Source organism: Paenibacillus sp. FSL H7-0756, assembly GCF_038006765.1.
In the GTDB taxonomy this organism is placed as follows: Bacteria; Bacillota; Bacilli; order Paenibacillales; family Paenibacillaceae; genus Paenibacillus_AQ.
On sequence record NZ_JBBOVT010000003.1, the window covers coordinates 1271460 to 1296915 of the forward strand.

Genomic DNA, 25456 nt, shown 5'->3' on the forward strand with positions numbered 1-25456 from the left:
GAGGTGAACGGGATGGATAAGAAATGGGTCAGCGGCGCAGGGGTTATTGTGCTTTTTTTGCTGCTGTCATATCTGTTTATAGGCTTTGCGCATCATTCCGCCCGGATGGGCAATATCGTTAAGGAATTGAGCGGGGAGCCGATTCAGGACAAGCCCGGATATCATATTGTGCTGATCGAGCAGGAGCGGTACCACCCGTACTGGGAGATGGTCGAGAAGGGGGCCGCGGAGGCTGCAGCGAAATACGGGATAGAGATCGAATTCACGGGACCGGTGCGCAACAACATGGAAGAGCAGATCAGTCTGCTGGAAAAAGCGATTGCCGCCCAGGCGGATGCGATCATCGTGCAGGGGCTCAACGACGAGAAGTTCACGCCGGTGATTGATAAGGCGGTGAACCGGGGGATTCCGGTGATCACGATTGACACGGATGCTCCCGCCAGCCGGAGACTGGCCTATGTGGGGACCGACAATGTAGCTGCCGGTGAGGCATTGGGACGCATGGTAGTGAAGACGACTGGCGGGAAGGGCAAAATAGGTGTGATCATCGGCAGCGAGCTGGCCAAGAACCAGCTTCAGCGCCTGGACGGGCTGAAGAATATCGTGAAAGACTATGGCGGCATGGAGATTGTCGATGTCCGCAGCTCCAACATCTCGCATATGGAAGCAATCCAGCAGGCGGCGGATATGCTTAGGTATCATCCGGAGATTGATGTAATGGTGGGCACCAGTTCAACGGACGCGCTCGGTGTACTCCAAGCATCGAGAAGCCTGAAGCGCGGTCCGCTGACCATTATCGGCTTCGATAACCAGGCGGAGACGCTGGATGCCATCAGCCGGGGAGCAATCACAGCGACTGTTGCACAGCAGCCCTACCTGATGGGGAATATGGCGGTCCGGCTGCTCCATGAGTATTTTAATGGTGCCCATCTGCAGCCCCGGTACTACACAGGAGTGAAGGTACTGGATAAGACCAATGTGCAGGAGGGGGAGAGCCTATGAGTATCCGAGTGAAGCTGCTGATCTGCATTCCGCTGCTGGTGCTGCTGATGAGCTCGGTCTCCTTCGTACTGTTCCAGAGCGGGAAGAATGTGCAGGAGAGCTACCATCTGATGATGAACCGGATCATGCTGTATAAGGAGGTATCCTATGAGGTCGGCGAGAATATGCGCTCCTTGAACCGCTTCATTATGCAGGTGGATACGGACAGCTTCCCGGAGGTGGAAAAGCATCTGGGCGCGGTGCTGGAGCTGCGCAGCAGGCTGGACGGAATGAATACCATCGGGGGCAGCGGCCTTCCGCTGATGAACTACAGCCACCTTATTGATACTTTTGTGGAGCAGGCGGGTCAGATGATTACGGAGATTGACGGACAGGATGCGAATTCGCTGGCAGGTGCCTATATCGAGGCGGAGCAGACGCAGCGGTTCATCCGCGAGGAGGCTCAGGAGCTGGTTGATCTGGAGCTGGACCAATATAAGCCGATCTACGCGGAGATCATGTCCACGACAGCGAAGCTGAACCGGATGGGCAGTCTGCTGGTGATTACTGCGGCGCTGCTTAGTATCTGTATGGCGGTCTGGCTGTCCAGCAGCATTACCGGACCGATCCGCCGCCTGGTGGCAACGGCCAAGCAGATCTCGAAGGGACGGATGGATACCAAGGCGCCGGAGAGCGTCAATAACGATGAGATCAGCATACTGTGCCGCGCTTTTAACGGGATGATTGATAATATCCAGGAGCTGATGAAGGAGAACATTCAGAGTGCGGAGAAGGACCGGCTGGTCAAGGAGCTGGAGCTGAAAATGCTGCAGAGCCAGATCAATCCGCATTTCCTGTTCAACACACTGAATTCCATCGCCAAGCTTGCGTATCTGGAAGGGGCGGCGAGAACCAGTGATCTGACCGTGTCGGTCTCGCGTATGCTCCGCTATAATCTGCAAAAGCTGGACCAGGCCGTTCCGCTGCGCGAGGAGGTCGAGCATGTGAATGAGTATATCAACATCCAGCGGGCCCGCTTCCGGGACCGGATTGCTTTTGAGATGGAGATTGATGAGGAGGCGATGGACGGGATGGTGCCGTGTCTGACGCTGCAGCCGATCTTCGAGAATGCCTTCGTTCATGGTCTGGAGCAGATGGAGGAGGGGGCTATACTTACGCTATCGATCCGTTACCGCAGCGGGCAGGTGGAGATTGTGATCAGTGATAACGGGGCGGGCATGAACCGCGAGACGGTAGCCCGGCTGATGGGCTCGACTCAGCAGGAGGCGCCGCATTCCAGCGGGAAGGGCCAGTCTACCGGGCTTGGGACACATAATGTTTTTAAAAGACTGCATTTATTCTTCGACGGCCAGCAGCTCATCGAGATCAACAGCAGTGAAGGGCAGGGGACGGCGGTGCTGTTCCGGCTGCCCTTCCGGACCTCGGCCTAGAGGCACTCACCTGAAGTGAAGGGGGAAAAGATAACGATGTACAAGCTGCTGATCGCAGATGATGAAGCACTGGAGCGGGAGGGGCTGGAGCTGATGATCCGGCATCTGATCCCGGACAAGTTCGAATTCCTGCATGCCGGGAACGGGCGGAAGGCGATTCAGCTGGCGGAGGAGCACCGGCCGGATATGATTTTCATGGATATTAAGATGCCCGGTATCCAGGGGCTGGAGGCGGTGCGGCAGATCCGGGAGAAGCTTCCGGCGGCGCAGATTGTGATGATTACGGCCCATGACTACTTCGCGTATGCCAAGGAGGGGCTGCTGCTGGGGGTGCGCGATTATCTGTTGAAGCCGGCCCGGCGGGAAGAGGTTGCGGAGGTGCTGCGGAAGCTGATGGCGGTCATTGAGGAGGAGCGGCGGAGCAGGAATGAACAGCTGGAGCTGCAGGAGAAGCTGGCCCATCTGCTGCCGCTGGCCGAGAATGAGCTGACTCTGATGCTGATGCTGGAGCATGTGCAGGATCTGGAACCGGAGCAGCTGGCCGGGCTGCTGGAGCTGCACTTCAGCAAGGGCTACGCGATGGTCCTGTCCTTCCCCCGGCACGGGGAGAGCGGCTGGGAGACATTCCGGCAGTCCAAGCGGGAGATCTATGAGGCGCTCAAGCAGTTTGCCAAAACAGGACTGGGCTGCCTCGCCGGACCGCTGGCCGGGCATCAGCTGGCGCTGTTCATTCCCTTGCCGCCGGGGAGGACAGGATATTCCCAGCGTGTCAGCTCGCTGGACTGGGGGGAGCGGCTCCGCACCTATGCCCGGGAGCGCTTCGGCCTGCCTCTAGGCATCGGCATCGGCTCGATCCGCGAGGGCTGGGACGGGCTTAGCCGCTCTTACCGCGAAGCCGTCCGGGTATGTGCAGACCACCAGCATTCATCCGGTGTGCATCATTACGATGATATGATTCAGAGCTCGGGGCAGACGGCGGTCCCGCTGGATGAAGAGAAGAAGCTGCTTACCGCCTTGCTCCAGCGCAGCAAGCAGGAGGCCGCCCAGCGCTTCAGCCTGCTGTATGACTCCTTCGAGCAGGGAGGGGAGCAGACATTGTCTGCCGTGCGCGGGGAGGTAACCGGCCTGCTGCTGTTTCTGGCCAGAGGCGTTCACTCCACAACCGGCGCGGAGCTGCTGGCTTCGCTGAACGCAGCGGAAGATCCGCGCGCTCTGCGGTTAAGCGCGGAGTCCTGGCTGGAGCGGCTGATCGATGGCCTGGAAGAGGAGCAGGAGCATCACCGGTCCCATGTGCATCAGCGGGCGCTGCTCTATATCAGCCAGAAGTATAAAGAGGATATCTCCATGGAGCAGACGGCTGAATATGTGAACCTCAGCCCGCATTATTTCAGCAAATTGTTCCGGCAGCATGAGGGGGAGACCTTTATTGACTACATCACACGGTTGCGGATTAATGAAGCGAAACGCCTGATCGCTGAGGATCAGCTGAACCTGAAGGAAATCTGCTATGAAGTAGGCTATAAAGACCCGAATTATTTCAGCCGGGTCTTCAAGAAGGCTGCGGGGATGACGCCAAGCGAATTCCGCCAGCAGCAGGAGAAATCGGGTCCTTGCTGAGTAGCAAGGACTTTTTTATGCTGTTGCCCCGGATTATCCTATGAAAGCCGGGGCGGAGAATTACATTACAGCAGGCAAGACCAAGAATGCGGGTGGAGGGCAAATAAGTGCAGGGAATCGCTGCTCCCGGGGCGGTTTTTCCATGCTACACTTTTTTTGTAAGCGCAATCAAATATAAAGCTAACGAAAAGGGGCGTAGCAATAGTGAGAAAATACGGAAGAGCAATTTTCCTCGGGATGGCGGCGATGGTGCTGGCGGCATCGATGGCGGGCTGTGGTGTGGTCTCCAGCGGTGACAACGAGAAGAAGGAATCTGCAGGAGCGGCCAAGGACGGGGACAAAATTGTCATCGGCATGTCCATGGATACCTTGAAGGAGGAGCGCTGGCAGAAGGACCGGGATATTTTCACAGCAAAGGTGCAGGAGCTTGGCGGAGAAGTGAAGGTGCTGGCCGCAAACGGGGATGATGCTACCCAGCTAAGCCAGGCGGAGCAACTGATCTCCCAGGGTGTGGATGTGCTCGTGGTCATTGCCCATAATGCGGAGGCTACGGCTCCGATCGTGGATAAGGCGCATAAGGAAGGTATCAAGGTCATTGCCTATGACCGGCTGATTAACAATTCCGAGGTGGATTATTACATCTCCTTCGATAATGTACGTGTTGGTGAATTCCAGGCTCAGGCAGTCATCGACAAGGCGCCTAAGGGCAACATTGTCTACATCGGCGGCGCGGATACTGATAACAATGCCCACATGTTCAAGGAAGGCGCGATGAATATTCTGAAGCCGCTGGCAGACAAGGGCGATATCAAAATCGTCTACGACCAGTTCTCCAAGGACTGGAAGCCCGAGGAAGCGCTGAAGAATATGGAGAATGCGCTGACCGCGAACAATAACGATGTACAGGGCGTGGTTGCGGCGAACGACGGGACAGCTGGCGGCTCAATCCAGGCGCTGACGGCGCAGGGCATGGCGGGCAAAATTCCGGTATCCGGCCAGGATGCGGACCTTGCCGCGGTACAGCGTATAGCCGAAGGCACACAGCTAATGACGGTCTACAAGCCGATCAATGCGATTGCCACGAAGGCGGCGGAAATGGCGGTGGCGGCTGCCAAGGGCGAGACTATTTCGACAGATAAGACCGTTAACAACGGAAAAATTGATGTTCCATCCGTGCTGCTTGATCCGATTGCCGTCAATAAAGATAACCTGGATGTGCTGATCAAGGACGGCTTCCACAAGCTGGAGGATGTGTACAAAAACGTTCCCAAGGACCAGTGGCCGAAACAATAAGGGCAGCCTGTACGGCAAGCAGATGCGGCGCCAGTGGCGAACCCGCATCTGCTTGCTGCTTGAGGGCCGGAAGGAGGAACGGCAGGCATGGATGTACTTGAAATGGTAGAGATCAGCAAGAGCTTCCCCGGCGTGAAGGCGCTGGACCATGTGAATTTCAAGGTGAAGCAAGGGGAGATTCACGCCTTATGCGGGGAGAACGGCGCAGGCAAATCCACGCTGATGAAAGTGCTGAGCGGACTGTATCCTGCGGGGACATATGAAGGCGAGATCCGCATCGGCGGGGAGAAGAAGGCATTCCACAAAATTACCGATGCGGAGCACGCTGGGATTTCCATCATTCACCAGGAGCTTGCGCTTGTTAAGGAGATGACGGTGGGTGAGAACATTTTCCTGGGGGCAGAGCCGGTGAAGCGCGGGGCGATCCAGTGGAATGAGCTATATCATCAGGCTGCGCTGTGGCTGAAGAAGGTGGGGCTGAACCTGTCGCCGGATACGAAGATCGGCAATCTTGGCATCGGCCAGCAGCAGCTTGTGGAGATCGCCAAGGCGCTCTCCAAGCATACCAAGATTCTCATTCTGGATGAACCAACAGCGGCGCTGACCGAGAGCGAGGTGTCCATCCTGATGGGCATTCTGAATCAGCTGCGGCGCGAAGGCGTGACCTGTGTCTATATCTCGCACAAAATGCCCGAGGTGTTCGCGCTGGCCGATTCCATCACCGTGTTGCGGGACGGGAAGACAGTGGCGACTCTGGACCGCCAGGCGACAAATGACGACCAGGTGGTCTCGCTGATGGTTGGCCGTGAGCTGACGGAGCGCTATCCGCGCGTCCCGCATTCACCCGGGGACAAGGTGCTTGAGGTCGCAGATTATAATGTCTGGCACCCGGAGAAGCGTCAGCAGAAGGTGCTCCGGGATATTGGGTTCACGCTCCGTCAAGGCGAGATTCTGGGCATTGCCGGGCTGATGGGGGCCGGACGGACAGAGCTGGTCAGCAGCCTGTTCGGCGCGTATGGGGGAAGAAGCGAAGGCACGGTGCTGATCGAAGGCAAGGCCGTCAAGATCCGTTCGATTGCCGAAGCGATCAAGGCCGGAATTGCCCTGGTCACGGAAGACCGCAAGCGCCAGGGACTGGTCATGGGAATGGACGTCAAACGCAATACGACATTAGCCACACTCGGCAAGGTTTCAAGGCTGGGAGTCATTAATGAGAATGAGGAGATTAAGTGGTCCGAGCAGTACGTGAAGGATCTGAGAACCAAAACAGCTTCGCTGGAGACACTGGTCGGCACACTCTCCGGGGGCAACCAGCAGAAGGTGGTTATCGGCAAATGGCTGATGACAGGCCCCAAGATTCTGATTATGGACGAACCCACCCGGGGCATCGATGTCGGGGCGAAGTACGAAATCTATAACCTGATGAACAAGTTGGTTGAACAGGGAGTAGCCATTATTATGATCTCCTCCGAGCTGCCCGAAGTACTGGGGATGAGTGACCGGATTCTGGTGATGTGCGAAGGACAACTGGTACGGGAATATGATTGGCGCGAAGCAACGCAGGAGAATATTATGCTGGCCGCCACAGGAGGTAAATAGAGATGCAGCTGCAAAAAGAGCTTAAGGAACCTGAAGCGGTTCCGGCCGCCGGAGGATCGCGCATGCGTACCCTGTTCGGCAAAATGGATATGCGTGCCTATACGATGATTGGCGCATTAATTCTGATCTGGGTCCTGTTCGGCGTGCTGAATCCTACCTTCCTGACCTCGCGGAACCTGTCCAATCTGTTCACGCAGATGTCGGTGACCTCTATACTCGCCATTGGCATGGTACTGGTTATCGTGGCGGGCCATATCGATCTGTCCGTCGGCTCCATCGTCGGCTTGACCGGCGGGATGGCGGCGATACTCAGCAATTGGCTGGAGCTTCCCGCGATTGTAGTGATTCTGGGCACGGTGGCCGCCGGTGCGGTGCTGGGTCTGGTGCAGGGCTGGCTGGTCGCCTATAAAATGATTCCCGCCTTCATCGTCACCCTCGGCGGAATGATGGTGTTCCGCGGGGTGCTGATGGGCGTGACCGAATCGATGACCATTCCAGTATCGGATCCGGTGCTGGCGCTGCTCGGCAATGCTTATTTTGCCTCAGGCTTCGGCATCATTCTGGGTGTGCTCGCAGTGGCTCTGCTGCTGTATAGCGCGTTCACGAAGCGGCGCTCCCGTAAGAAATACGGGTTCACCGTCGCCCCGCTCGGTATGGACATCGCGAAGGTAGCAGGACTGTCCCTGCTGGTGGTAGTCTTCGTGGCCTTGATGAACAATTACAAAGGCATTCCGTTCCCAATCATCTTCGTTATTGTGCTGGCGGCTATTTTTTACTTCCTGTCCACCAAAACGACCTTCGGCCGCCATATCTATGCTATCGGCGGCAATATTGAGGCTGCGCGGCTCTCCGGGATCAACATCAAGCGCAAGACGATGCTGGTCTTCATCCTCAGCGGCCTGCTCGGCTCCATTGCCGCCATCGTGCTGACCTCCCGCCTGGCCTCGGCGACCATTACCGCAGGCAATATGGCCGAGATGGACGCCATTGCCGCCTGTGTGATCGGAGGCACCTCCCTGATGGGCGGAGCCGGAACGGTCATCGGCGCGCTCATCGGGGCGCTGGTCATGACCTCGCTCGATAACGGCATGTCGCTGATGGGACTGGAGTCGTTCTGGCAGTATGTGGTCAAAGGCTCCATCCTGGTCATCGCCGTCTGGCTGGACATTTCCGGCCGCAGCAAGGGTGTGAAGTAAGAAAAGGGGCTGTAGCAGCTGCTTAAGCATACAGAGCAAATAAGCCGGCAGGGATGTTGCCCCTTCCGGCTTATTTGTTGTAGCAGGAAACTATACTATGCGGCTAAGAAAAACCGAACACAATGTGCAGGTGTGTGGAGGTTTGCAGGGAGGATGTATGCGAAAAACTGAACACAATGTGCCGGGACGAGGGGGAGTGGGCGGGATGTATGCGAAAAACCGAACACAATCATTACTGGCAAGGGGGTACGTGGGCTAATGTATGCGGAAAACCGAAAATAATGTGTCGTGCGGGGGTGAGTGGGCGGGATGTATGCGAAAAACCGAATATAATATACCAGTGCGCAGGTGAAAGAGCCCAGTGCAGGCCAAACGAGCCAATGAGGTGCACTAGTGCCCCTGAATTCTTCAGATGAGGGCCAAAACGAGCCAATGAGGTGCACTAGTGCCCCTGAATTCCTCAGATGAGGGCAATAACGAGCCAATGAGGTGCACTAGTGCACCTGAATTCCTCGCATGACGGCCAAACGAGTAAATGAGGTGCACTAATACACCTGAATCCCTCAGATGAGGGCAATAACGAGCCAATGAGGTGCACTAGTGCCCCTCAATTGCCCCTGAGTCACTTGAAAATTGGCTAACGAGCAAATGAAGGAAATGAAAGGGATAAATTCCTCTGAGCCCGCCGAAAGCGGGGTTATTCCACTCGGTTAATTATCCCGCTATTCCACAATAATCTTAGCAGTCATTCCGCTGTGGCCGGAGCCGCACATGATGGCACAGGTCATCTCGTAGGTTCCGGCTTCCTCGGGCAGCACCACCTGCGAGGAATTCTTGGCGTCCAGCCGCAGCTTCATCTCCGGGACCAGTATGCCGTGATTGCCGCTCTCATTTTCGAAGATGATTTTGACAGGGACGCCCTTCTTCAAATGGTACTCCGGCTGGTCAAAGCTATAATTGGTGGCCGTAATCACGAGTTCTTCCTCCGCCGTCAGATTGCTCCCGGCAGCTGCATTGTTAGCGCTGTCAGAATTGCTGCTGTTCCCCCCGCAGGCCGTTAGCAGAAGCGCAAATATAATAGAACATAGAATAGCCGACTTCCTGATCATGTGCATCCTCCTCATCTACTTGGGCAGTTGACCTTAGCATAGCCTAAATCGGTCAAGTTGTCTTGATCAATCTATATAAAAGACTCCAACCGCTGCCGTCACCACCACTGCAAACTTTGTCGAATTTTGCAAAAATATGATGCAAAAGAGTTTAAAATTAATTATAATTAAGCCTAATATAATTAAAGCTTCATATTATCCGGCTAGAAGATCCGGCTAGAAGCAGGGGAGTCAGATCATTATAGATTACGCGTTGCAAAGTGCAGTGAGATGGCACCGGAGAATACTGTATGGCTACTGGATCATCGTATTCTGTCTGCTGCTCGCCCAGTTCCTGTATATGCTGTACTCCCGTTCTGATGAGATGCAGACGATATTCAGTCCCGGCAACGGGCATCTATTCATAGTCTGCAATGTGATGATTATCCTGACTATGGCTTCTGCGGAGGTCTGGCTGCGCCGCTCGCTCCGTTATCATAAGCAGGCGGTTGTGGTCTGCAGCTTCATGGTTTCCTATCTGATGTATTTTGTGCTGGAGCCTTATGTAGACGGTGCCCAGATGGCACTGATGATGCCCATTATGCTAGCCCTCATCTATTTCGACCAGCGGCTGCTGTACTCGCTTGGGGCATTCAGTATTGCATTCTACGCAGGCGTCTACTTTGGGCTTGAACGGACGCTGCTCGGTAAGCCGCTGCTGGAGTTTGTGCTGGTGGAGTGTGTGTATGTTGTCTTTGCCCTGACTGCGCAGGCGGTGATTCTCCGTGGCCGTGAGACGCGCGAATATCTGGAGCAGCTCACCAAGTCGGAGCAGGAGCTGATGGTGGAGCGGGCGATCTCGGACAAGCTGCTGAAGATAGATGCGTTAACCGGCCTGTATAACCACAAGACATTCCATGAATACCTGGATTCGCTGCTGGAGCAGTGTGAGAACAACGGACTGAGGCTGCAGCTTGCGTTAATTGACATCGATAATTTCAAGCAGGTCAATGACAGATACGGACACTGGGTGGGCGATCTTGTGCTCAAGGAGGTGGCGGCCAAGATGAGCAGCCTGATCGGGTTGAATGATTTTGCGGCAAGGTATGGCGGGGAGGAATTCGCAGTGATTTTTACGGATAAAAGCTTCCAGGAAGCCTACGCTGCTGTCGAGCAAATGCGTATCAGCATTGCTGCCATGTGCCATCCGTATGCCGGGAACAAACCCATTACGGTCAGTATCGGACTGTGTCACTACCAGCTTGGAGACGGCAAGGAGCTGCTGTTCCGCAAGACGGACGATTCGCTGTATACAGCCAAGCGCGGCGGGAAAAATGCTGTAGTGACCTCTGCAGTCACTTCCGTTAAAGGACATAAACTTACAGAAAACCCCCAAATTCCGATATAGACCGGGAGCTGGGGGTTTCATTGTCTGCACGTGCCTTGGGCCGTTATTTGCCTGCTTCAAACGGAGTGGATACCGGCAGGAACAGATCGATGATCCCGATGACCAGTGCGGCAAGCAGGGCACCAAGCACCGAGACACTGACACCGCTGACGACAAACTGGGCAATCCAGATGACCAGGGCACTGACCAGGAAGCCGACGATACCGCGTCCGAAGGGCGTTGTTTTTTTGCCGAAAATGCCTTCAACGACCCAGCCGAGCAGAGCGATCACCAGAGCAAGCATGAATGCGCTCCAGAATCCCCCGACCGTGAACTGCGGAACAATCCAGCCGACCACCATCAGCACGATTGCTGCGACCACGAACCGTACTACATGAGCTAAGAATCTCAATGAACTAACCTCCTTTGGCGTTCGCTTAAGGACATGTGCGTTGTTATTGTGGCCCGAAGCCGGTTTTCTATGCCCAGAAATCATACCCAAATAGCGAAAATGGGCTAAATTAGGTATAATGGTTCCATCTATGAAGGGAGCTGTGACAGTAATTGGACGACAAAATTTTGCATACGCTTGAATATCGCAAGATTTTAAATAAATTGATGCAGTATACGCAGACGCCGATGGGACGGCTGACCGCCGAGCTCCTGAAGCCTTCCGGTGATTTCGAAGGGGTGAAGAAGCTCCTGCAGGCTACGGATGAGGCGGTAAATGTGGACCGGTTGAAGGGAATTCCTTCATTCGGCGGCGTGACCGATATCCGGCCTGCGCTGAAGCGTGCATCAATTGGCGGGATGCTGGGCACAGCAGAGCTGCTTGCGGTAGGCAACACGATTGGCGGGGCCCGCCGGGTCAAGCGTTTCCTCCATGCCATGCATGACGATGAGAGCATTCCTGCGCTATTCGCGCAGAGTGATCTGCTGTCGGAGCAGAAGCATGTAGAGGATGCCATCCGCATGTGTATTGACGAGAACGCCGATGTTATGGATTCGGCGAGCACGGAGCTTGCTTCCATCCGCCGCGAGCTGCGCGGGGGAGAGACACGCATCCGTGAGAAGCTGGATTCGATGATCCGCTCGTCTTCGGTCTCGAAGATGCTGCAGGATCAGCTGGTGACGATCCGTGGTGACCGGTTCGTCATTCCGGTCAAGGCGGAGTACCGCGCCCACTTCGGCGGTATTGTACACGACCAGTCGGGCTCAGGGGCCACGCTGTTCATCGAGCCGGAATCCATTGTGGCGATGAACAACAAGCTGCGGGAGACGCGGCTGCGCGAAGAACGCGAGATCGAGATCATCCTGCACCGGCTGACTGCGCTGGTCGGCGATATTGCCGAGGAGATGGCGTATGATATCGACATTCTCGGCGAGCTGGACTTCATCTTCGCCAAGGCGCGTCTTGCACGCGATCTGAAGGCTACCCAGCCGCGGATGAATGACCGCGGATACCTTCGCCTGCGTAAGGGCCGCCATCCGCTCATTCCGGCCGAGCAGGTTGTGCCGCTGGATGTGGAGCTGGGCAATGATTACCGCTCCATCATTGTGACCGGACCGAATACGGGCGGGAAGACCGTGACCCTGAAGACGATCGGCCTGCTCAGCCTGATGGCGATGTCTGGCCTCTTCATTCCGGCCGAGGAAGGCAGCCAGCTGTGTGTCTTCGATGCGATCTACGCCGACATCGGCGATGAGCAGAGCATTGAGCAGAGCCTCAGTACCTTCTCCAGCCATATGACGAATATTATATCCATTCTGAAGCGGATGACACCGAAGAGTCTGATTCTGCTCGATGAGGTCGGTGCAGGAACAGATCCGGCCGAAGGCTCCGCACTGGCGATAGCCATTCTGGAGAATATTCACCGGACGGAATCCCGGATGGTTGCCACTACACACTACAGTGAACTGAAGGCATACGCTTATGAACGGGCAGGCGTTATTAATGCCAGCATGGAATTCGATGTGCAGAGCCTGAGTCCCACTTACCGGCTGCTGGTCGGTGTGCCTGGACGAAGCAATGCGTTCGCCATTGCTGAACGCCTCGGGATGCCAAGCGCGATCCTTGAGCATGCGCGCGGCGAAGTGAAGGAAGAAGATATGCGCGTTGAGCATATGATTGCGTCCCTTGAGGAGAACCGGCTCACCGCAGAGAACGAACGCGTACGGGCGGAAGAGATTCGCCGCGAAGCGGAAGAATTCCGCAAGCGGCAGCAGCAGGAGCTGGAGAAGCTCGAAGGCTCACGCGACAAACGTCTGGAGAAGGCAGAGAAGGATGCCAGCGATCTTCTGGCCAAGGCGCGCAAGGAAGCTGAAGAGATTATCAGCGACCTGCGCCGCCTGGCGCTGGAGGAAGGCGCATCCGTCAAGGAACATAAGCTGATCGAAGCGCGCCGCCGGCTGGATGAAGCAGAGCCTGCACCGCGCAAGAAGGCTGTGCCGCGCAGCACGGTCAAGGCGCCGCGCAAGATTCAGCCAGGGGATGAAGTTAAGGTAGCGAATGTGAATCAGAAGGGCCTTGTGGTTGAGCTGAGCGGTACCAAGGAAGCTGTTGTACAGTTCGGCATCATGAAGATGAAGGTCAATCTGAGTGATCTGGAATTCCTGGCCTCCGCACCGGATGCTCCTCCTCCGGCTCTGCGCAGGGCCACAACGGTCAAGCGTACACGCGATGAGAATATCCGTAGTGAGCTCGATTTGCGCGGTGCGAACCTGGAGGAAGCCATTATGGAGACCGACCGCTTCATCGACGAAGCTTTTCTCGGCAATCTGGGGCAGATCTCCATTATCCACGGCAAGGGGACGGGAGTCCTGCGGACAGGAATACAGGAATACCTCCGCAAGCACAAGCATGTCAAAAGCTATCGGCTCGGGAACTACAATGAAGGCGGCGCGGGTGTGACGGTAGCTGAACTGGAGTAACGCCCTTAGTCCGGCAGAAAGAGGGAAAAGAGTGCAGGATAATATTGATCTTTTGCTGGAACATCCGCTGGGGGCGCTGCTAGGCTACTTCACTGTCGCCATATTGGGGCTGGTCGTCTTTCTGTCCTTCTTCGAAATGGTGACGAAATACAACTGCTGGGAAGAAATCCGCAAGGGGAATGTGGCCGTAGCTATGGCAACCGGAGGCAAAATCTTCGGAATCTGCAACATCTTACGCTTCAGCATTGAAGCAGGGGCATCGATCTATGAGACGATGAAATGGTCGGTTGTAGGCTTTTTGCTGCTGCTGCTGGCTTACTTCCTGTTCGAGTTTTTTACTCCGGTCTTTTCAATTGATGAAGAGATTGCTGCGGATAACCGGGCGGTAGGATTGACAGCCATGCTGCTCTCCATATCCTTGTCCTATGTTATCGGCGCGGCCATATTCTGAATTAGGGGGCAGGGAGATGAAGCTGCTGATTCGGATTCTGTTTTTTTCAGCCCTGGCTTTTGTAGCGGCCGGCATTATATATTTAACGGTGAATTGAACCGAATGTGAGTAAGCGAAGGAGATTATACAGATGGAGACAACAGTTTGCCCATGGTGCCATACCGAGATTGTATGGGATGAGGAGTTTGGACCCGAGGATACCTGTCCTCATTGCAACAACGAGCTTAGCGGTTACCGCACAGTGACAATAGGTGCAGAGGATCTGGAGGATGAAGAGCCGGATACGGCGGAAGCTTCCGGAGAAGAAGAGATCAGCGACGATAATCTGTGGGATGACGACGACAAGGATAGCGTGGTGCCTGTATGGGGGACGCTGACCCAGTTCGGTGACGATTATGACCTGAAGCGTTATGAGGACAAGGTCTCGGCAATTCTGGCTGCCCAGCTGGAAGCGCCGGAATGTCCGCAATGCCATGAGCTGATGCTTCACTCCGGTACGCAGCAGGTGAACGGGTTCACCCCGGCAACGCCGGAAGCGCTGGGCGGCGCAGCCGTGCTGAAGCCTCCCTTCGCGCTGAATCTGTACGTATGCCCTTCCTGCTTCCATGTCCAGCACAGTCTGGCGCAGGAAGACCGTATCCAGCTTGTCCGCAATCTCAGCACCGCAGCCGAATAAATATCGGATTCATGCTTTCCCTGCCGTCTGGACATGTTAGTTATAGATGAAGTGTCTTAGGACGAGCAGGGAGGGTTAAGCATGAGAGGTTCAGAACGGGGACAGGCGGCGCTGCTGCTGGCTGTAGGCGGGCTATACCTTCTGGCTACAGTGCTTGCAGGGACGTTCCTCAACGTATATCTGTGGAAAAGCCGGCAGAACTTCGCCATGATCGGCTGGTTCACCGTGGCCCAGCAGCTTGCCGTGGGTCTCAGCTTTTGGCTGGGCGGCAAGTGGGTGAAAGAACATAACAAAATGAATGCCCTGCGGCTGGGAATTGCCGTATCGGGCTTTTTTTATTTGCTGGTGCTGTGGCTTCGCGAAGAAGCAGTGCATTATATTTGGCCGCTGGGTGGGGTCCTCGGGCTATCCATCGGGCTGTATTGGCTGGCATTTAACATTGTTTTCTTCGAGATTACGGACGCTGCGAACCGCGATTTCTATAACGGGTGGATGGGTCTGCTGGGTTCCCTGACGGGAATAGCCGGCCCCTGGGTGTCCGGCTGGATGATCTCCCGCTGGCAAGGCGGACAAGGCTACCGTATGGTATTCATATTGTCTTTATGTATCTATGGGGTGGCTGCTGTGCTAAGTTTCTGGCTGCGCAAACGGCCGCGCGGCGAAGCCTATCTCTGGCTGGAGCCCTGGCGCGAGCTTACCCGCAGGCGCAGTCCTTGGCGGCCAGTTGCGGCGGCGCTAGTGTTCCAGGGTATCCGGGAAGGCGTATTCTCCTTCCTGATCGGTCTGCTCGTCTACATTGCTGCACAGGAGGAGAGCAAGCTGGGACAGTTCGCCCTGCTGACCTCCGCCGTCTCCCTGATCAGCTATTATGCGGCCGGCAGATGGTTCAAGCCCCGTGCCCGGCTCGGCGGTATGCTGGCAGGCAGTCTGCTGCTCATCGCCTTCCTTCTTCCGCTGCTGTGGAAGGTGAATTTTACCACCCTCCTGATCATGGGAATCGGGACCTCACTCTGCCTGCCGCTCTACATGCTGCCGATGCTGTCCACCAGCTTCGACCTTATGGGAGTGTCCGAGGAGAGCGCCGGCAAACGCGTGGAATTGGTAGTGCTAAGAGAGCTTAGCCTGATGAGCGGCCGCCTCCTTGGTCTGCTGATCTTCATCGCCGTGCTGTCACTGGACCAATCTCCGCAGACCATTACGCTGCTTATGCTGCTGCTAGGTGCGGCGCCGCTGGGGAGCTGGGTGGTGGTGCGGAAGATGCTGGGTTTAAATGTTCACAGAAATAACAATATTATATGATTCAAATATAGGGTATTATTGCCAAGGTAAGTACAGATTGTATTTGAAGTGAATTCAAAATGATTTCGCATGAATTTAACCATTAGAACTAAAAAGGCAAACCTGTACGAAAGTCAGGGACGCAAAGCCACGGGCCTTACCACAGGGCGGGAGATACCCATCTGTGAATGGTAGCCGGGCCGCTCTTTCCGGTGGTTTTTTTGCGCCCTTTTTTAATTGAAGTGTTAAATGAGCGGAGGTCTTTTATGACAAATAGGAAAAGCTTTATATGTAAGGTACTGTGTTTTATCATTTTGGCTCAAATTCTTGCACCTTTTGTAGAATTCTCAGGGATGAAAATTTCCGCACAGGACAGTATTCTCAGGATCCGGTTTCAGCCCGAAGAAGCCCCTGTACAGGACGGAGAGCTTGCAGATTCTGGAGCCGTTTTTAGCGTCAAAAACCAATACTCCTACGGCTGGAACATGGATCATACCGATGCAACAGTCTCAAGAGATACATACGATGACTCCGGCATAAGTAGCCTTACACGAATCCATCCGGATGGAAAATGGGAAATTGCACTAGACAATGGTACTTATGAAGTCTCGGTAACCGTAGGTGACTCTGTATATAGCAGCAACAACTCCCTTTCTGTTGAGAATATCAAAGTGATGGACGGACTCACTCTTGAAGCAGGGCAGCATAGAACAGTCAAGAAGAAGGTTGCTGTCGAAGATGGAAGACTCACGTTAAGTCAAATCAATGCTGCTGGAATGGAGACGGCTCTCAATAGCATAGAACTTTCATTGGTTAATACATACACTCCCGCCTTGATACCGCCTCAAATAAGTATGCCCTTTGAACCCAATAAGGTTGTTGGTGACAAAGTTCTTCTATCGGGAAGCATGACCAACATACACAACGCTCCGCCTTTTATTAGGGTGAACGGCCTGCAGGTAGAAATCTCCCGCCATATCCGCGAACAAATAAAATCTATTGAACAACAAATACAGCAGGTTAGCCAACATGCAGTGGCAATAGGAAATTCGGATATTGAAGCTATTCAAAGCTCTATCCGCTCCAGCGGCAAGAAGCCTGCAATTATTGCAGTCGGACAATTGAATTTAGAATCAAGCGTGACGTTCGGAAGCGCAGAACAGCCTGTCATTGTAATCGTCGACGGCATGAATACGAACCGGAAGCTGAATGTAACGGTGTACGGGTCGCTAATCCTCCGTGGAGGATTAAATGCCAATACGGAGTTGGATGTTAATGTTATCAACCCTGTACCAGATGAGAATCTAGGTAATCTATGGGTACAGGGGACGGTGCATTTAAATAATAATTCCAATGTACATGTAGATAATGAATTGTTTGCAGGTTCTTTGGTCTATAACAATGGTTCGCTCGATCTATCCGCGGAACGGATAGTAGTACAAGGCAATATGAATATCAATACTATGGTAACTATGAATGTAGACGAAGAAATGTCTATTGGAGAAGTGGTTTCCAATAATTCAAGGGCAGAACTAAATGTAGCGCAGGGAGATCTGTTTGTCCGGGACAACGTCAGTGTGAATAATCATCTTAATATCACCACAGGCGGATTATTTGCAGTAGGCGGAAATGTCATCTCGAACCAAAGACCTATAATACATACGGGGAATGAGCAAGCTGGACGTACATTGTTGAAGTATGTTCTGTCGGGCCTTAAGGCCGAGTATTACAGCGGCAATGATTTTACGGGCAAGAAGGCCGTGAAGGTGGATGAATCTATTTCTTTGGCTGGCCCACCTGTTCTGGGTGTGCCGGGGATAGCAGACCAGCATTTCTCAGTAAGATGGACAGGGCAAATTCAACCTAACTATACAGATCAATATACCTTCTCCGCCAGAACGTCAGGTGGAGTCAGACTCTGGGTGAATGATCAGCTCCTGGTGGATGCCTGGACAACGAAGCAGCATGTGGAGCAAGGCACCATCCAGCTTGAAGCGGGGAAAAAATATGACCTGAAGATGGAATACGCTAATGATATGGGGAATCCTCAGGCCAGCTTATCGTGGGAGAGCGAGCAACAGACCCGTGAAGTGATTCCCTCTGTATCTTTAAGACCTTTTTCTATACCAGCAATAAATGCTAGTGCAACAGACTCAGCCATTACATTGAACTGGCCTGCTTTGTTTAATGCAGATGGATATGAAGTGGAATTCGATAAGGAGGTTACTGTCCTCGGCAGTGAACCTGATTTTTCCAAGGGGGAGCTTAGTCCGGGAACTGAACATCTCTATCGTATCCGGGCAATCAGTGGCGACATCAAAGGGGAGTGGTCAATCACTTCATCTTATTGGACCTTGCCAGCTGCACCACTGAATATTCAAATGAATGCAACAAGCCATACCATTACTCTCGAATGGGAGCCGGTCATCGGTGCCTCCAGTTATGAAATCGAGGTTAATAACAGTACGAAGAATATAGGAGCCGTGCTAACTTACCAGGAGACTGATCTGAATCCGAACATGCCCAAAGTATTCCGAATCCGGGCGGTGAACAGCAGCGGAGCAGGGGCATGGAGTGAAGTGGTTACGAAGACTACTCTGGTTGGAGTACCTTCTAAGCTGCAGGGAACGGCAGACGAGCAGTCAATTCATTTGCACTGGGATGCTGTATCAGGAGCCGCCTCCTATGATTTGGAGGTAGACGGAACCGTAAATAATAACATCCTGGATAATTCATATATACATGGAAGTCTCCAATCTAACAGTAAGCACAGTTATCGTGTACGAGCTAAGAACGATGATGGAATCAGTGAATGGAGCAATACCATCACCGTGCATACTTTGCCTGGAGTTCCGCAGAATCTTACAGCACAAGTGGAAGGAAGCTCTGTGCATGTGGCATGGGACCCAGTTACCGGAGCAACGGGGTATGACATCGAGGTAGATGGAGACGTTCTGGATAATGAATTGAAGCTAGAATTCACACATTCACAGCTAGCATTGAATTCAGAGCATACCTACAGAGTGCGGGCGAAGAATGATGAGAGAGTCGGAAGCTGGACCCAAACGATGGTTTACTCCACTCATGCCGGCGTTCCTGCTAATATTCAGACTTCAGCGAAGAGCAACGAAATTACAATAACTTGGGACATAGTTGCAGGTGCGCTAAGTTACGATATTGAACTGGATGGGGCAACCATTCTTAATGTTACGGATAACCTCTACATCCATAAGAAGCTGGCACCCTTCTCCACCCACAAATATAGGGTAAGAGCTTTAAATGCGGCGGGAGCTGCCGAGTGGAGCGGATACGTATCTGCAACCACTACCTTCGGCAAACCCTCTAATCTGAAGGCCTTAGCCAAGAATACAAGTATTGAATTTACGTGGGATAAGGTAGAGAGTGCGACCGGCTATGATCTCCTGGTAGATGGTGAAGTTCTGAATAACGAAGAATCGCTATCCTATAAGCATACTGGATTAGAACCCTATTCCTGGCATAATTATCGGGTCAGAGCGAAGCAGGGAAGCTTCCTTGGAGAATGGAGCGAACCGCTGACGATTTCAACCGTACTCGGGATTCCGGGAAACGTAAAGACTGAGACCAAGAGCAATCAAATCCGATTATCCTGGGATTCCGTTAAGGGAGCCACCGGCTATGAAATTGAAGCGGACGGTACAATTATAGACAATGGTAGCAAGGTAACTTTTACACACACCGGATTGCTGCCAAACACTAAGCACAATTACCGGATACGGGCCAAGAACACTCAGGTCGTAAGTGATTGGAGTGAATGGACTACGATTGTAACTGGGGTTACAGCACCAGAGGTGCCTAAGAATTTTAGAGGCGAAGTTACTGTGAATTCGGTCAAGCTTGCCTGGGATTCCGTGAATGGTGCATCCGGCTATGATTTGGAAGTAGATGGACAAGTGATTTCGAATTCCAATCAGTTGGAATACACACACAGCGGACTTGAGCCCAATACAATGCACGCTTATCGTGTCCGGGCTAAGAATGCAGGAGCCACCAGCGACTGGTCAGAGCTTTTGAAGAAAACAACGACTCCTGCAGTAACGATCAAGCCGGAAAAGGATACTCAGCTTAATTTTGTAATGATCATCCCTTATAAAAGTGACAAATCCGAGCGCAGAGTTACAGTCACCTATAATGCCAATGATCTTGAAGTCATGGATTTGCGCGCAGAGACCCCGGACATAGAGCTTGAGATTGGCAGTATAGCAGGAACACCAGTGAATGTAATCCAGTTTGAACCGGGGAAAATTGTCTTCAGCGTACAAATGAGCAATAAGGCTGCGATGAACACGATTATTTTCAATGCGAAGACGAATCAATTTACTAAAGTAACCTATACCATAGAGTAGATTTAATAGCGGTAGGAGAGGAACTATGAAGGATATGCTGAAAAGATGGATATCTATTTTATGTGTTTTTTTAATGGTTACGTTGATTCTATTTCCAGGGGGATCACAGGTTAAAGCAGCAGGGGAGTCTAATATTATTAGCTTTGCAGATCTCCACTTCGATGGTTTCATAAAAACGGCTGAATATGTTCCGGACATGGGTAATATTGCGGAAATTACGTTGGATATGCCAGGAATTACGCTCAAGAATATTCGCTTTGATCTATCAACAAGACAAATGATCTACGATATCGCCTTGGACCATGCAGCCGTTATGACTTCAGGCTCAAGAACCCTTTGGGACAATGGATATCAACGTACAAGATACTTGGACATAGCTGTTTATGCGAGTAATTCGAGCAATGGTTCAAGTGCAGAGTACTATACACATACAAGTGTAGAAAATTTGGATTGGAATTTCACTACCAGCAACACATTTATATCCAATGCAAGTGATTTTGTTGTGCAGCATGGGGGAGAACTGACTGGTGGAATTCCAACAAAGATCAGTATTGGGGTATATGCAGGGGATAGTAACCATAGGCCATATGAGCCTTCTAATGGATGGAGAAACTCACTATCTGAGTATCTCCCGGAGAAGAACCTTACCTCCAATGCAGCCCCTACAATTACCATACCAACACCCAACGGACAGCAGCTTGGCCCAAGCTCCCTGTTCATTCCTGTAATAGGGGTATCAGATTCGAATGGTGATGCGCTAGAGCTGAAATATTATATAGATTCAGAGGCAGCTGCAAGGGAAAGTAAGACGATAACCAATACAGCTACAACTCAAAATGTATCCTTTAATCCATTGAACATAGCAGCTTTACCGGAAGGCAGCCATACCATCCGCTTTACAGCCAATGACGGAAAAGTCACCACTCAGAATTCTGTAACCATCTTTGTAGATAAATCCCCTCCGGTGATTGGAAATATCAATATTATTTCTTCAGACTCACAGGTTCAGATATCGGGAACAGCCGCAGATTCCATATCAGGATTGGATAACGTTCCATATCATTACACAGTCGGAAGTCAGTCGAGCGGATGGACTACACAGCCAAGCTTTACTGCAACAGGATTAACCTCCAATACCGCATTTTATACCAAGATTGAAGCCAGAGATAAAGTGGGGAATATCGCTGTTCATGAGCAGAATGTCTATACGAGAGCGCAGGTTCCATCACTATCTGTTCAGCAAAATGGTGAAACCTCGCTAATGATGCAGCTTCATGATCAGAATGCAGCTTCAACCCAATATTTGATTCAATCGGGTACTGCATATGTTACTCCTTCCGGCACTCTCAGTTCTTCGCCTGTATGGTTTACCCCGTCTAATAAGACAGTAGTGATTAACGGTTTAACAGCAAATACTTCTTACTCCTTCCAGGTAAAAGCAAGAAATAACGAAGGGGTAGAGACAGGGTTCGGAGGGCCGGCAAGCGGAACTACACTAGCCGCTGCACCGGGCGGAATTACTGCAGAAGCTTCACAGCAATGGATTAAGCTTGCATGGCCTCCATCAGCGGGTGCCTTAGGTTATGAGGTAGAGGCAGGTGGAGCGATTATCAATAATGGAACCTCTACTTCCTATACGCACAATGGATTATTATCCAATACTCAGCACACCTATAGAGTTAGAATTATCAATCCGGGAGGTACGAGTAGCTGGAGTCAGGCTTTTACTCAAATGACACTGCCTGAACCGCCGGTTTCTCCTGTCAATTTATTGACAGTCCCATCGCAGAAATTCGTTTCATTAACCTGGGATTTGGTTCCTCATGCTACGCGGTATGAAGTGGAAGCCGATGGAGTTGTGACGGATAACGGAACCCTTAACTCCTTCACGCACAAAGATCTGGAAGCTTCAACGGATCATACCTATCGTGTAAGAGCAGGTAACTTAGGAGGGGTGAGTGAATGGAGCGCGCCCGCCATACAACAGACTTGGCCTAATCCGCCAGAGACCCCTACGGAAATATCTGCAGTGCAGGATATTCATACGGTAACTGTGAAGTGGGAGGAGATGGAACGGGCCAGCGGCTACGAGATTGAGGTGGACGGGCTAATTATCGACAACAAGCAATTGACCAGCTATACACATGAAGGATTAGATGCACTTAGCGGTCATACCTATAGAATTCGCGCAGTTAATATAGGAGGCAAAAGTAAGTGGAGCTCTCCTCTGGATGTAACCACTCATCCGGAAATACCGGATGTACCCACGAACATCATGACTACAGCGGATGAAGGACAGATTACAGCATCTTGGCACAATGTTCCTCACACGGATAGCTACGATATTGAAGTGGATGGCGGTACTATAACCACTGTGAAGGAGAATCTGTTCGTGCATGACCAGCTCGCTGCAGATTCCAAACATACCTATAGAATCAGAGCCGCTAATATTAGCGGAACAAGCGAATGGTCCAAACCGATAACCATGACTACCATGCCTGCAGGAATGAATACAGATTCCTTAACAAATGTAGTAGCGGTAGTGACGAATAAGTCTATAACTCTGTCCTGGGATACGGTTGCCGCGAATGCAAGATATGAAATAGAAGTAGACGGCAAATTATTGGATAACGCTGCGGACACGATTTATAATCATACCGGACTGAAAGCGGAAGAATACCATCTCTATAAAATTAGAGTGAAGCAAGGAAATGAACTTGGAGACTGGGTGGCAGTATTAGCACTCTCTACACTTCCCAACCTGCCTGACTCCCCTTCCAAAATAGATGGATTTGCCCAAAACAACTCGATTGAATTGCGCTGGGAGAAGATGGACGGGGCGAATGGCTACCAGCTTGAAGTAGATGGAAAGACGATCGATGTCGGTAACAATATAACCTATCAGCATAACGAGCTTACTTCGGGAACCGCTCATACGTACCGGGTAAGAGCAAAAAATACATCAGGAGTGACTGCCTGGAGCCCTTCTCTACAGAAGAGTACTACCAGTCCGGATTACGTGCTTAAAGTTAAGAAGGATAAGGAAGCAAGTCTGACTCTGCTGGCTCAGAATGTGCAGGATTTCAGCGAACTGGAATTTGTAGTGACCTATAATCCGGATGAGCTTGAATTAACCGACTTATATGATTTCACTCCAGCCAGAGATCTCTCTAATGGAAAGATTGCCGGTTCTAATTTAACTGCTACATATACCCCTGGGAAAATCACTTATTCCATCGATCAGAATGTTGTACCCGGAACCTCTTGGTCTGGAGAGATTGCTACGCTCACTTTCAAATCGAAAATAACGGGTGATAGCAACGTAAAAGTTACAGTAGATTGAATGATAAGTAAGGAGAATGGTAATGATCCGCAAGCGAAAATACAGATATATATCCATAGCAATCATAGTGGCGTTGCTGGCTGAAGCAGCCATTGTGACCTTTCCAAGACTTAACCGGGATTCAGCAGTACAAGAGTCTTCCCAGCAACAAGATGAACAGACGGCGGCCGAGCTCTCTAACCTGAGCGGAGTTGCGGCAGTAAAGATTATGGAAATGAAAAAATCAGGTTCTTCATGGAATGAAATTACGGAGTCTCTGAAGCAGCAGCTTCCAGCGAACAATACGGAAGACAAGCAGGGGCGTTCAAATCTGCTTTATGAGGCTGGTCTGGGTGAGGAGTTACTTAAGGAACTTCGTCAGAAGGGCTTCCAGGATGACGAGATCATGGAAGCCAAAATGCTGGCAGAGAGAACCATGCAGCAGTTAAAAGAAGTAGTCAGCAGCGTAGCGTCTATGGTGGAGAAACCAGAAGCATCCGCAGAACCGTTCCGTTCAGATGAAGAGGGATTGCAATATGCGTATGTAACGATTAATGAGCAATTTAATGAGGGAGAGGCCGTTACTCTCCTTCTTACCTTGCAGCAAGAGTTCGGTTCCATGGAGGCCGTAATGAATGAATATTTACTGTCGCTGCAGATTGGGCTGAATCTCAAGGACTATAGCACTGACCCCAAAAAGTATCAGGAAACTAAAGAACAACAAACCATCACACTCAAAGAGAGCGAGATAGTAACGCTGGACGCTCTGGAGAAGAGGATGCTGGAGCAATTACAGCAGGGGAATGAAGCACCCGATCTTGAAGTTTCAGAGAGGGACCCTGACCCCAATAATATTGTAACCGAAGAAAAGGAGTCACTGATTCCCGATATCAATCCGCCTACGGTGCAGGATGTGAGACCGGAAAATCCAGGTGAAGCAGTCAGACAAGAAATTCAGGCGATGAATCCTAATTACTAATAGAGGAGTTAAGAGGAATGAACAAACGCAAGGTCATTCAAGCTTCCGCTTTAATCATCATTCTAGTTTTGGTGTTCCAGGCAGGAGTATTTGCCTATGCTAAGGTGGCCGTTACTCCTAAAGCGGAGACTGAAGAAGGTCAGGAAACGAATGCTGGACCTGTACAGTCTGAAGTGGTTCAGAGTTCATATGATCAGTTCCTGAAAGATTTCAGTGTTCAAGAGACATACCGTAAGCAGATTGAAGAGCTGGTTGCCGGCGGATATAGCCGTGCTGCTGTCATGATCGCCTACGACTTCTTATACCACAACTTCGGGAATGTGAATGATTGGACCGCATTGCTTGAGGCCAGAAGCGCAGGCAAGACCTGGGAGACACTTTTCACCCAATATCGTGAGACTCATAAAGAGTTTATCCCCAGATCCTTCGAATCAGAAGAACTTGAGCTGCTAATGCAGGTGCAAGGAGCGACCTCTGACGATATTATGATCGCGGACAGGCTATCTTTCGTAACCGGTAAGCTGTTTGGAAATTTATTGAATGAGAAACTGAAAAATGGTAAATGGAGCAGTGTTTTCGAACGGGAAAAGGTATTGTATAGCGGAAATCCATTTCCAAGGGTTCAGATAACAGAGGAAGAAGTTCGTAAATATACTGGGGATGGTAAGCTTTCCGAGCAGCAGGTTACACATGCTTTTGTACTGGCACAGAAGCTTGGAGAGTCAGCCAAAGTTGTAGTTGCTAGAGTTGCGCAAGGTTTTTCAGATGAAATGATTATGGCCCAAACCTATACGGAAAAGTACGGAGAATAATTTAACAGGC

General features: G+C 51.7%; 17 protein-coding genes and 1 riboswitch. Of the genes, 15 read left to right on the forward strand and 2 right to left on the reverse strand.

The features are described 5' to 3' along the window. The first annotated feature begins 12 nt into the window (after nt 1-12). The 6 genes from NST04_RS31505 (at nt 13) to NST04_RS31530 (ending at nt 8137) form a co-directional block, all read left to right on the forward strand. Nucleotides 13-1002: a sugar-binding protein gene (locus tag NST04_RS31505; RefSeq protein ID WP_341187742.1), complete on the forward strand. Its 990-nt coding sequence runs from the start codon at nt 13-15 to the stop codon at nt 1000-1002. Next, entirely contained in the window at nt 999-2432 is a 1434-nt protein-coding gene (locus tag NST04_RS31510) for a sensor histidine kinase (RefSeq protein WP_341187743.1), read from the forward strand. Before NST04_RS31505 ends, NST04_RS31510 begins: the two co-directional genes overlap by 4 nt. A 36-nt stretch (nt 2433-2468) precedes the next feature. After that, a complete protein-coding gene (locus tag NST04_RS31515) occupies nt 2469-4049 on the forward strand; it encodes a helix-turn-helix domain-containing protein (protein ID WP_341187744.1) in 1581 nt (526 codons plus the stop codon). Nucleotides 4050-4286: 237 nt separating this feature from the next. After that, entirely contained in the window at nt 4287-5342 is a 1056-nt protein-coding gene (gene xylF / locus NST04_RS31520) for a D-xylose ABC transporter substrate-binding protein (protein ID WP_341188115.1), read from the forward strand. Between the two features lie 87 nt (nt 5343-5429). Then, nucleotides 5430-6941, forward strand: a complete 1512-nt coding sequence (locus tag NST04_RS31525) for a xylose ABC transporter ATP-binding protein (RefSeq protein ID WP_341187745.1) — start codon at nt 5430-5432, stop codon at nt 6939-6941. A 2-nt stretch (nt 6942-6943) separates the two neighbouring features. Continuing rightward, nucleotides 6944-8137: a sugar ABC transporter permease gene (locus NST04_RS31530; RefSeq protein WP_341187746.1), complete on the forward strand. Its 1194-nt coding sequence runs from the start codon at nt 6944-6946 to the stop codon at nt 8135-8137. A gap of 722 nt (nt 8138-8859) precedes the next feature. Here NST04_RS31530 and NST04_RS31535 read toward each other — a convergent pair. Beyond that, nucleotides 8860-9246, reverse strand: coding sequence for a cupredoxin domain-containing protein (locus tag NST04_RS31535; RefSeq protein ID WP_341187747.1), 387 nt, complete (start codon nt 9244-9246; stop codon nt 8860-8862). A gap of 265 nt (nt 9247-9511) precedes the next feature. Here NST04_RS31535 and NST04_RS31540 point away from each other — a divergent pair, with 265 nt between their 5' ends. Continuing rightward, nucleotides 9512-10633, forward strand: a complete 1122-nt coding sequence (locus NST04_RS31540) for a GGDEF domain-containing protein (protein ID WP_341187748.1) — start codon at nt 9512-9514, stop codon at nt 10631-10633. 43 nt (nt 10634-10676) lie between these two features. Here NST04_RS31540 and NST04_RS31545 read toward each other — a convergent pair whose 3' ends face one another. Then, the gene (locus tag NST04_RS31545) at nt 10677-11024 is read right to left on the reverse strand and encodes a phage holin family protein (protein ID WP_036696706.1); all 348 of its coding nucleotides are present in this window, start codon (nt 11022-11024) and stop codon (nt 10677-10679) included. Nucleotides 11025-11176: 152 nt separating this feature from the next. On the opposite strand from NST04_RS31545, the gene NST04_RS31550 reads away from it, so the two are divergent. The 8 genes from NST04_RS31550 (at nt 11177) to NST04_RS31585 (ending at nt 25446) form a co-directional block, all read left to right on the forward strand. Beyond that, nucleotides 11177-13543 carry an endonuclease MutS2 gene (locus NST04_RS31550; RefSeq protein ID WP_341187749.1) on the forward strand — a complete coding sequence of 789 codons (2367 nt, stop codon included), beginning with the start codon at nt 11177-11179 and terminating at the stop codon, nt 13541-13543. Between the two features lie 31 nt (nt 13544-13574). Then, nucleotides 13575-13994 (forward strand): DUF350 domain-containing protein, encoded by a 420-nt coding sequence (locus tag NST04_RS31555; RefSeq protein ID WP_036696710.1) that lies wholly within the window; start codon nt 13575-13577, stop codon nt 13992-13994. Between the two features lie 130 nt (nt 13995-14124). Further along, entirely contained in the window at nt 14125-14670 is a 546-nt protein-coding gene (locus tag NST04_RS31560) for a hypothetical protein (protein WP_341187750.1), read from the forward strand. 81 nt (nt 14671-14751) lie between these two features. Then, entirely contained in the window at nt 14752-15969 is a 1218-nt protein-coding gene (locus NST04_RS31565; protein ID WP_341187751.1) for an MFS transporter, read from the forward strand. 85 nt (nt 15970-16054) lie between these two features. Beyond that, a riboswitch (cyclic di-GMP riboswitch) is annotated at nt 16055-16156 on the forward strand. 13 nt (nt 16157-16169) lie between these two features. After that, nucleotides 16170-20333, forward strand: a complete 4164-nt coding sequence (locus NST04_RS31570) for a fibronectin type III domain-containing protein (protein WP_341187752.1) — start codon at nt 16170-16172, stop codon at nt 20331-20333. Between the two features lie 25 nt (nt 20334-20358). Next, entirely contained in the window at nt 20359-23676 is a 3318-nt protein-coding gene (locus NST04_RS31575; protein WP_341187753.1) for a fibronectin type III domain-containing protein, read from the forward strand. 22 nt (nt 23677-23698) lie between these two features. Next, entirely contained in the window at nt 23699-24634 is a 936-nt protein-coding gene (locus tag NST04_RS31580; RefSeq protein WP_341187754.1) for a hypothetical protein, read from the forward strand. A gap of 17 nt (nt 24635-24651) precedes the next feature. Further along, on the forward strand, nt 24652-25446 hold the full coding sequence (locus NST04_RS31585; protein ID WP_341187755.1) for a hypothetical protein: 795 nt from the start codon (nt 24652-24654) through the stop codon (nt 25444-25446). Nucleotides 25447-25456: the final 10 nt, after the last annotated feature.

What these genes read in the sequence shown, in the direction of transcription:
- NST04_RS31535 (WP_341187747.1), bottom strand. Translation starts at nt 9,246, where the DNA reads ATGATCAGGAAGTCGGCTATTCTATGTTCTATTATATTTGCGCTTCTG.
- NST04_RS31530 (WP_341187746.1), top strand. Translation starts at nt 6,944, where the DNA reads ATGCAGCTGCAAAAAGAGCTTAAGGAACCTGAAGCGGTTCCGGCCGCC.
- NST04_RS31505 (WP_341187742.1), top strand. Translation starts at nt 13, where the DNA reads ATGGATAAGAAATGGGTCAGCGGCGCAGGGGTTATTGTGCTTTTTTTG.
- NST04_RS31515 (WP_341187744.1), top strand. Translation starts at nt 2,469, where the DNA reads ATGTACAAGCTGCTGATCGCAGATGATGAAGCACTGGAGCGGGAGGGG.
- NST04_RS31575 (WP_341187753.1), top strand. Translation starts at nt 20,359, where the DNA reads ATGAAGGATATGCTGAAAAGATGGATATCTATTTTATGTGTTTTTTTA.
- NST04_RS31565 (WP_341187751.1), top strand. Translation starts at nt 14,752, where the DNA reads ATGAGAGGTTCAGAACGGGGACAGGCGGCGCTGCTGCTGGCTGTAGGC.
- NST04_RS31560 (WP_341187750.1), top strand. Translation starts at nt 14,125, where the DNA reads ATGGAGACAACAGTTTGCCCATGGTGCCATACCGAGATTGTATGGGAT.
- NST04_RS31510 (WP_341187743.1), top strand. Translation starts at nt 999, where the DNA reads ATGAGTATCCGAGTGAAGCTGCTGATCTGCATTCCGCTGCTGGTGCTG.
- NST04_RS31525 (WP_341187745.1), top strand. Translation starts at nt 5,430, where the DNA reads ATGGATGTACTTGAAATGGTAGAGATCAGCAAGAGCTTCCCCGGCGTG.
- xylF (WP_341188115.1), top strand. Translation starts at nt 4,287, where the DNA reads ATGGCGGCGATGGTGCTGGCGGCATCGATGGCGGGCTGTGGTGTGGTC.
- NST04_RS31585 (WP_341187755.1), top strand. Translation starts at nt 24,652, where the DNA reads ATGAACAAACGCAAGGTCATTCAAGCTTCCGCTTTAATCATCATTCTA.
- NST04_RS31580 (WP_341187754.1), top strand. Translation starts at nt 23,699, where the DNA reads ATGATCCGCAAGCGAAAATACAGATATATATCCATAGCAATCATAGTG.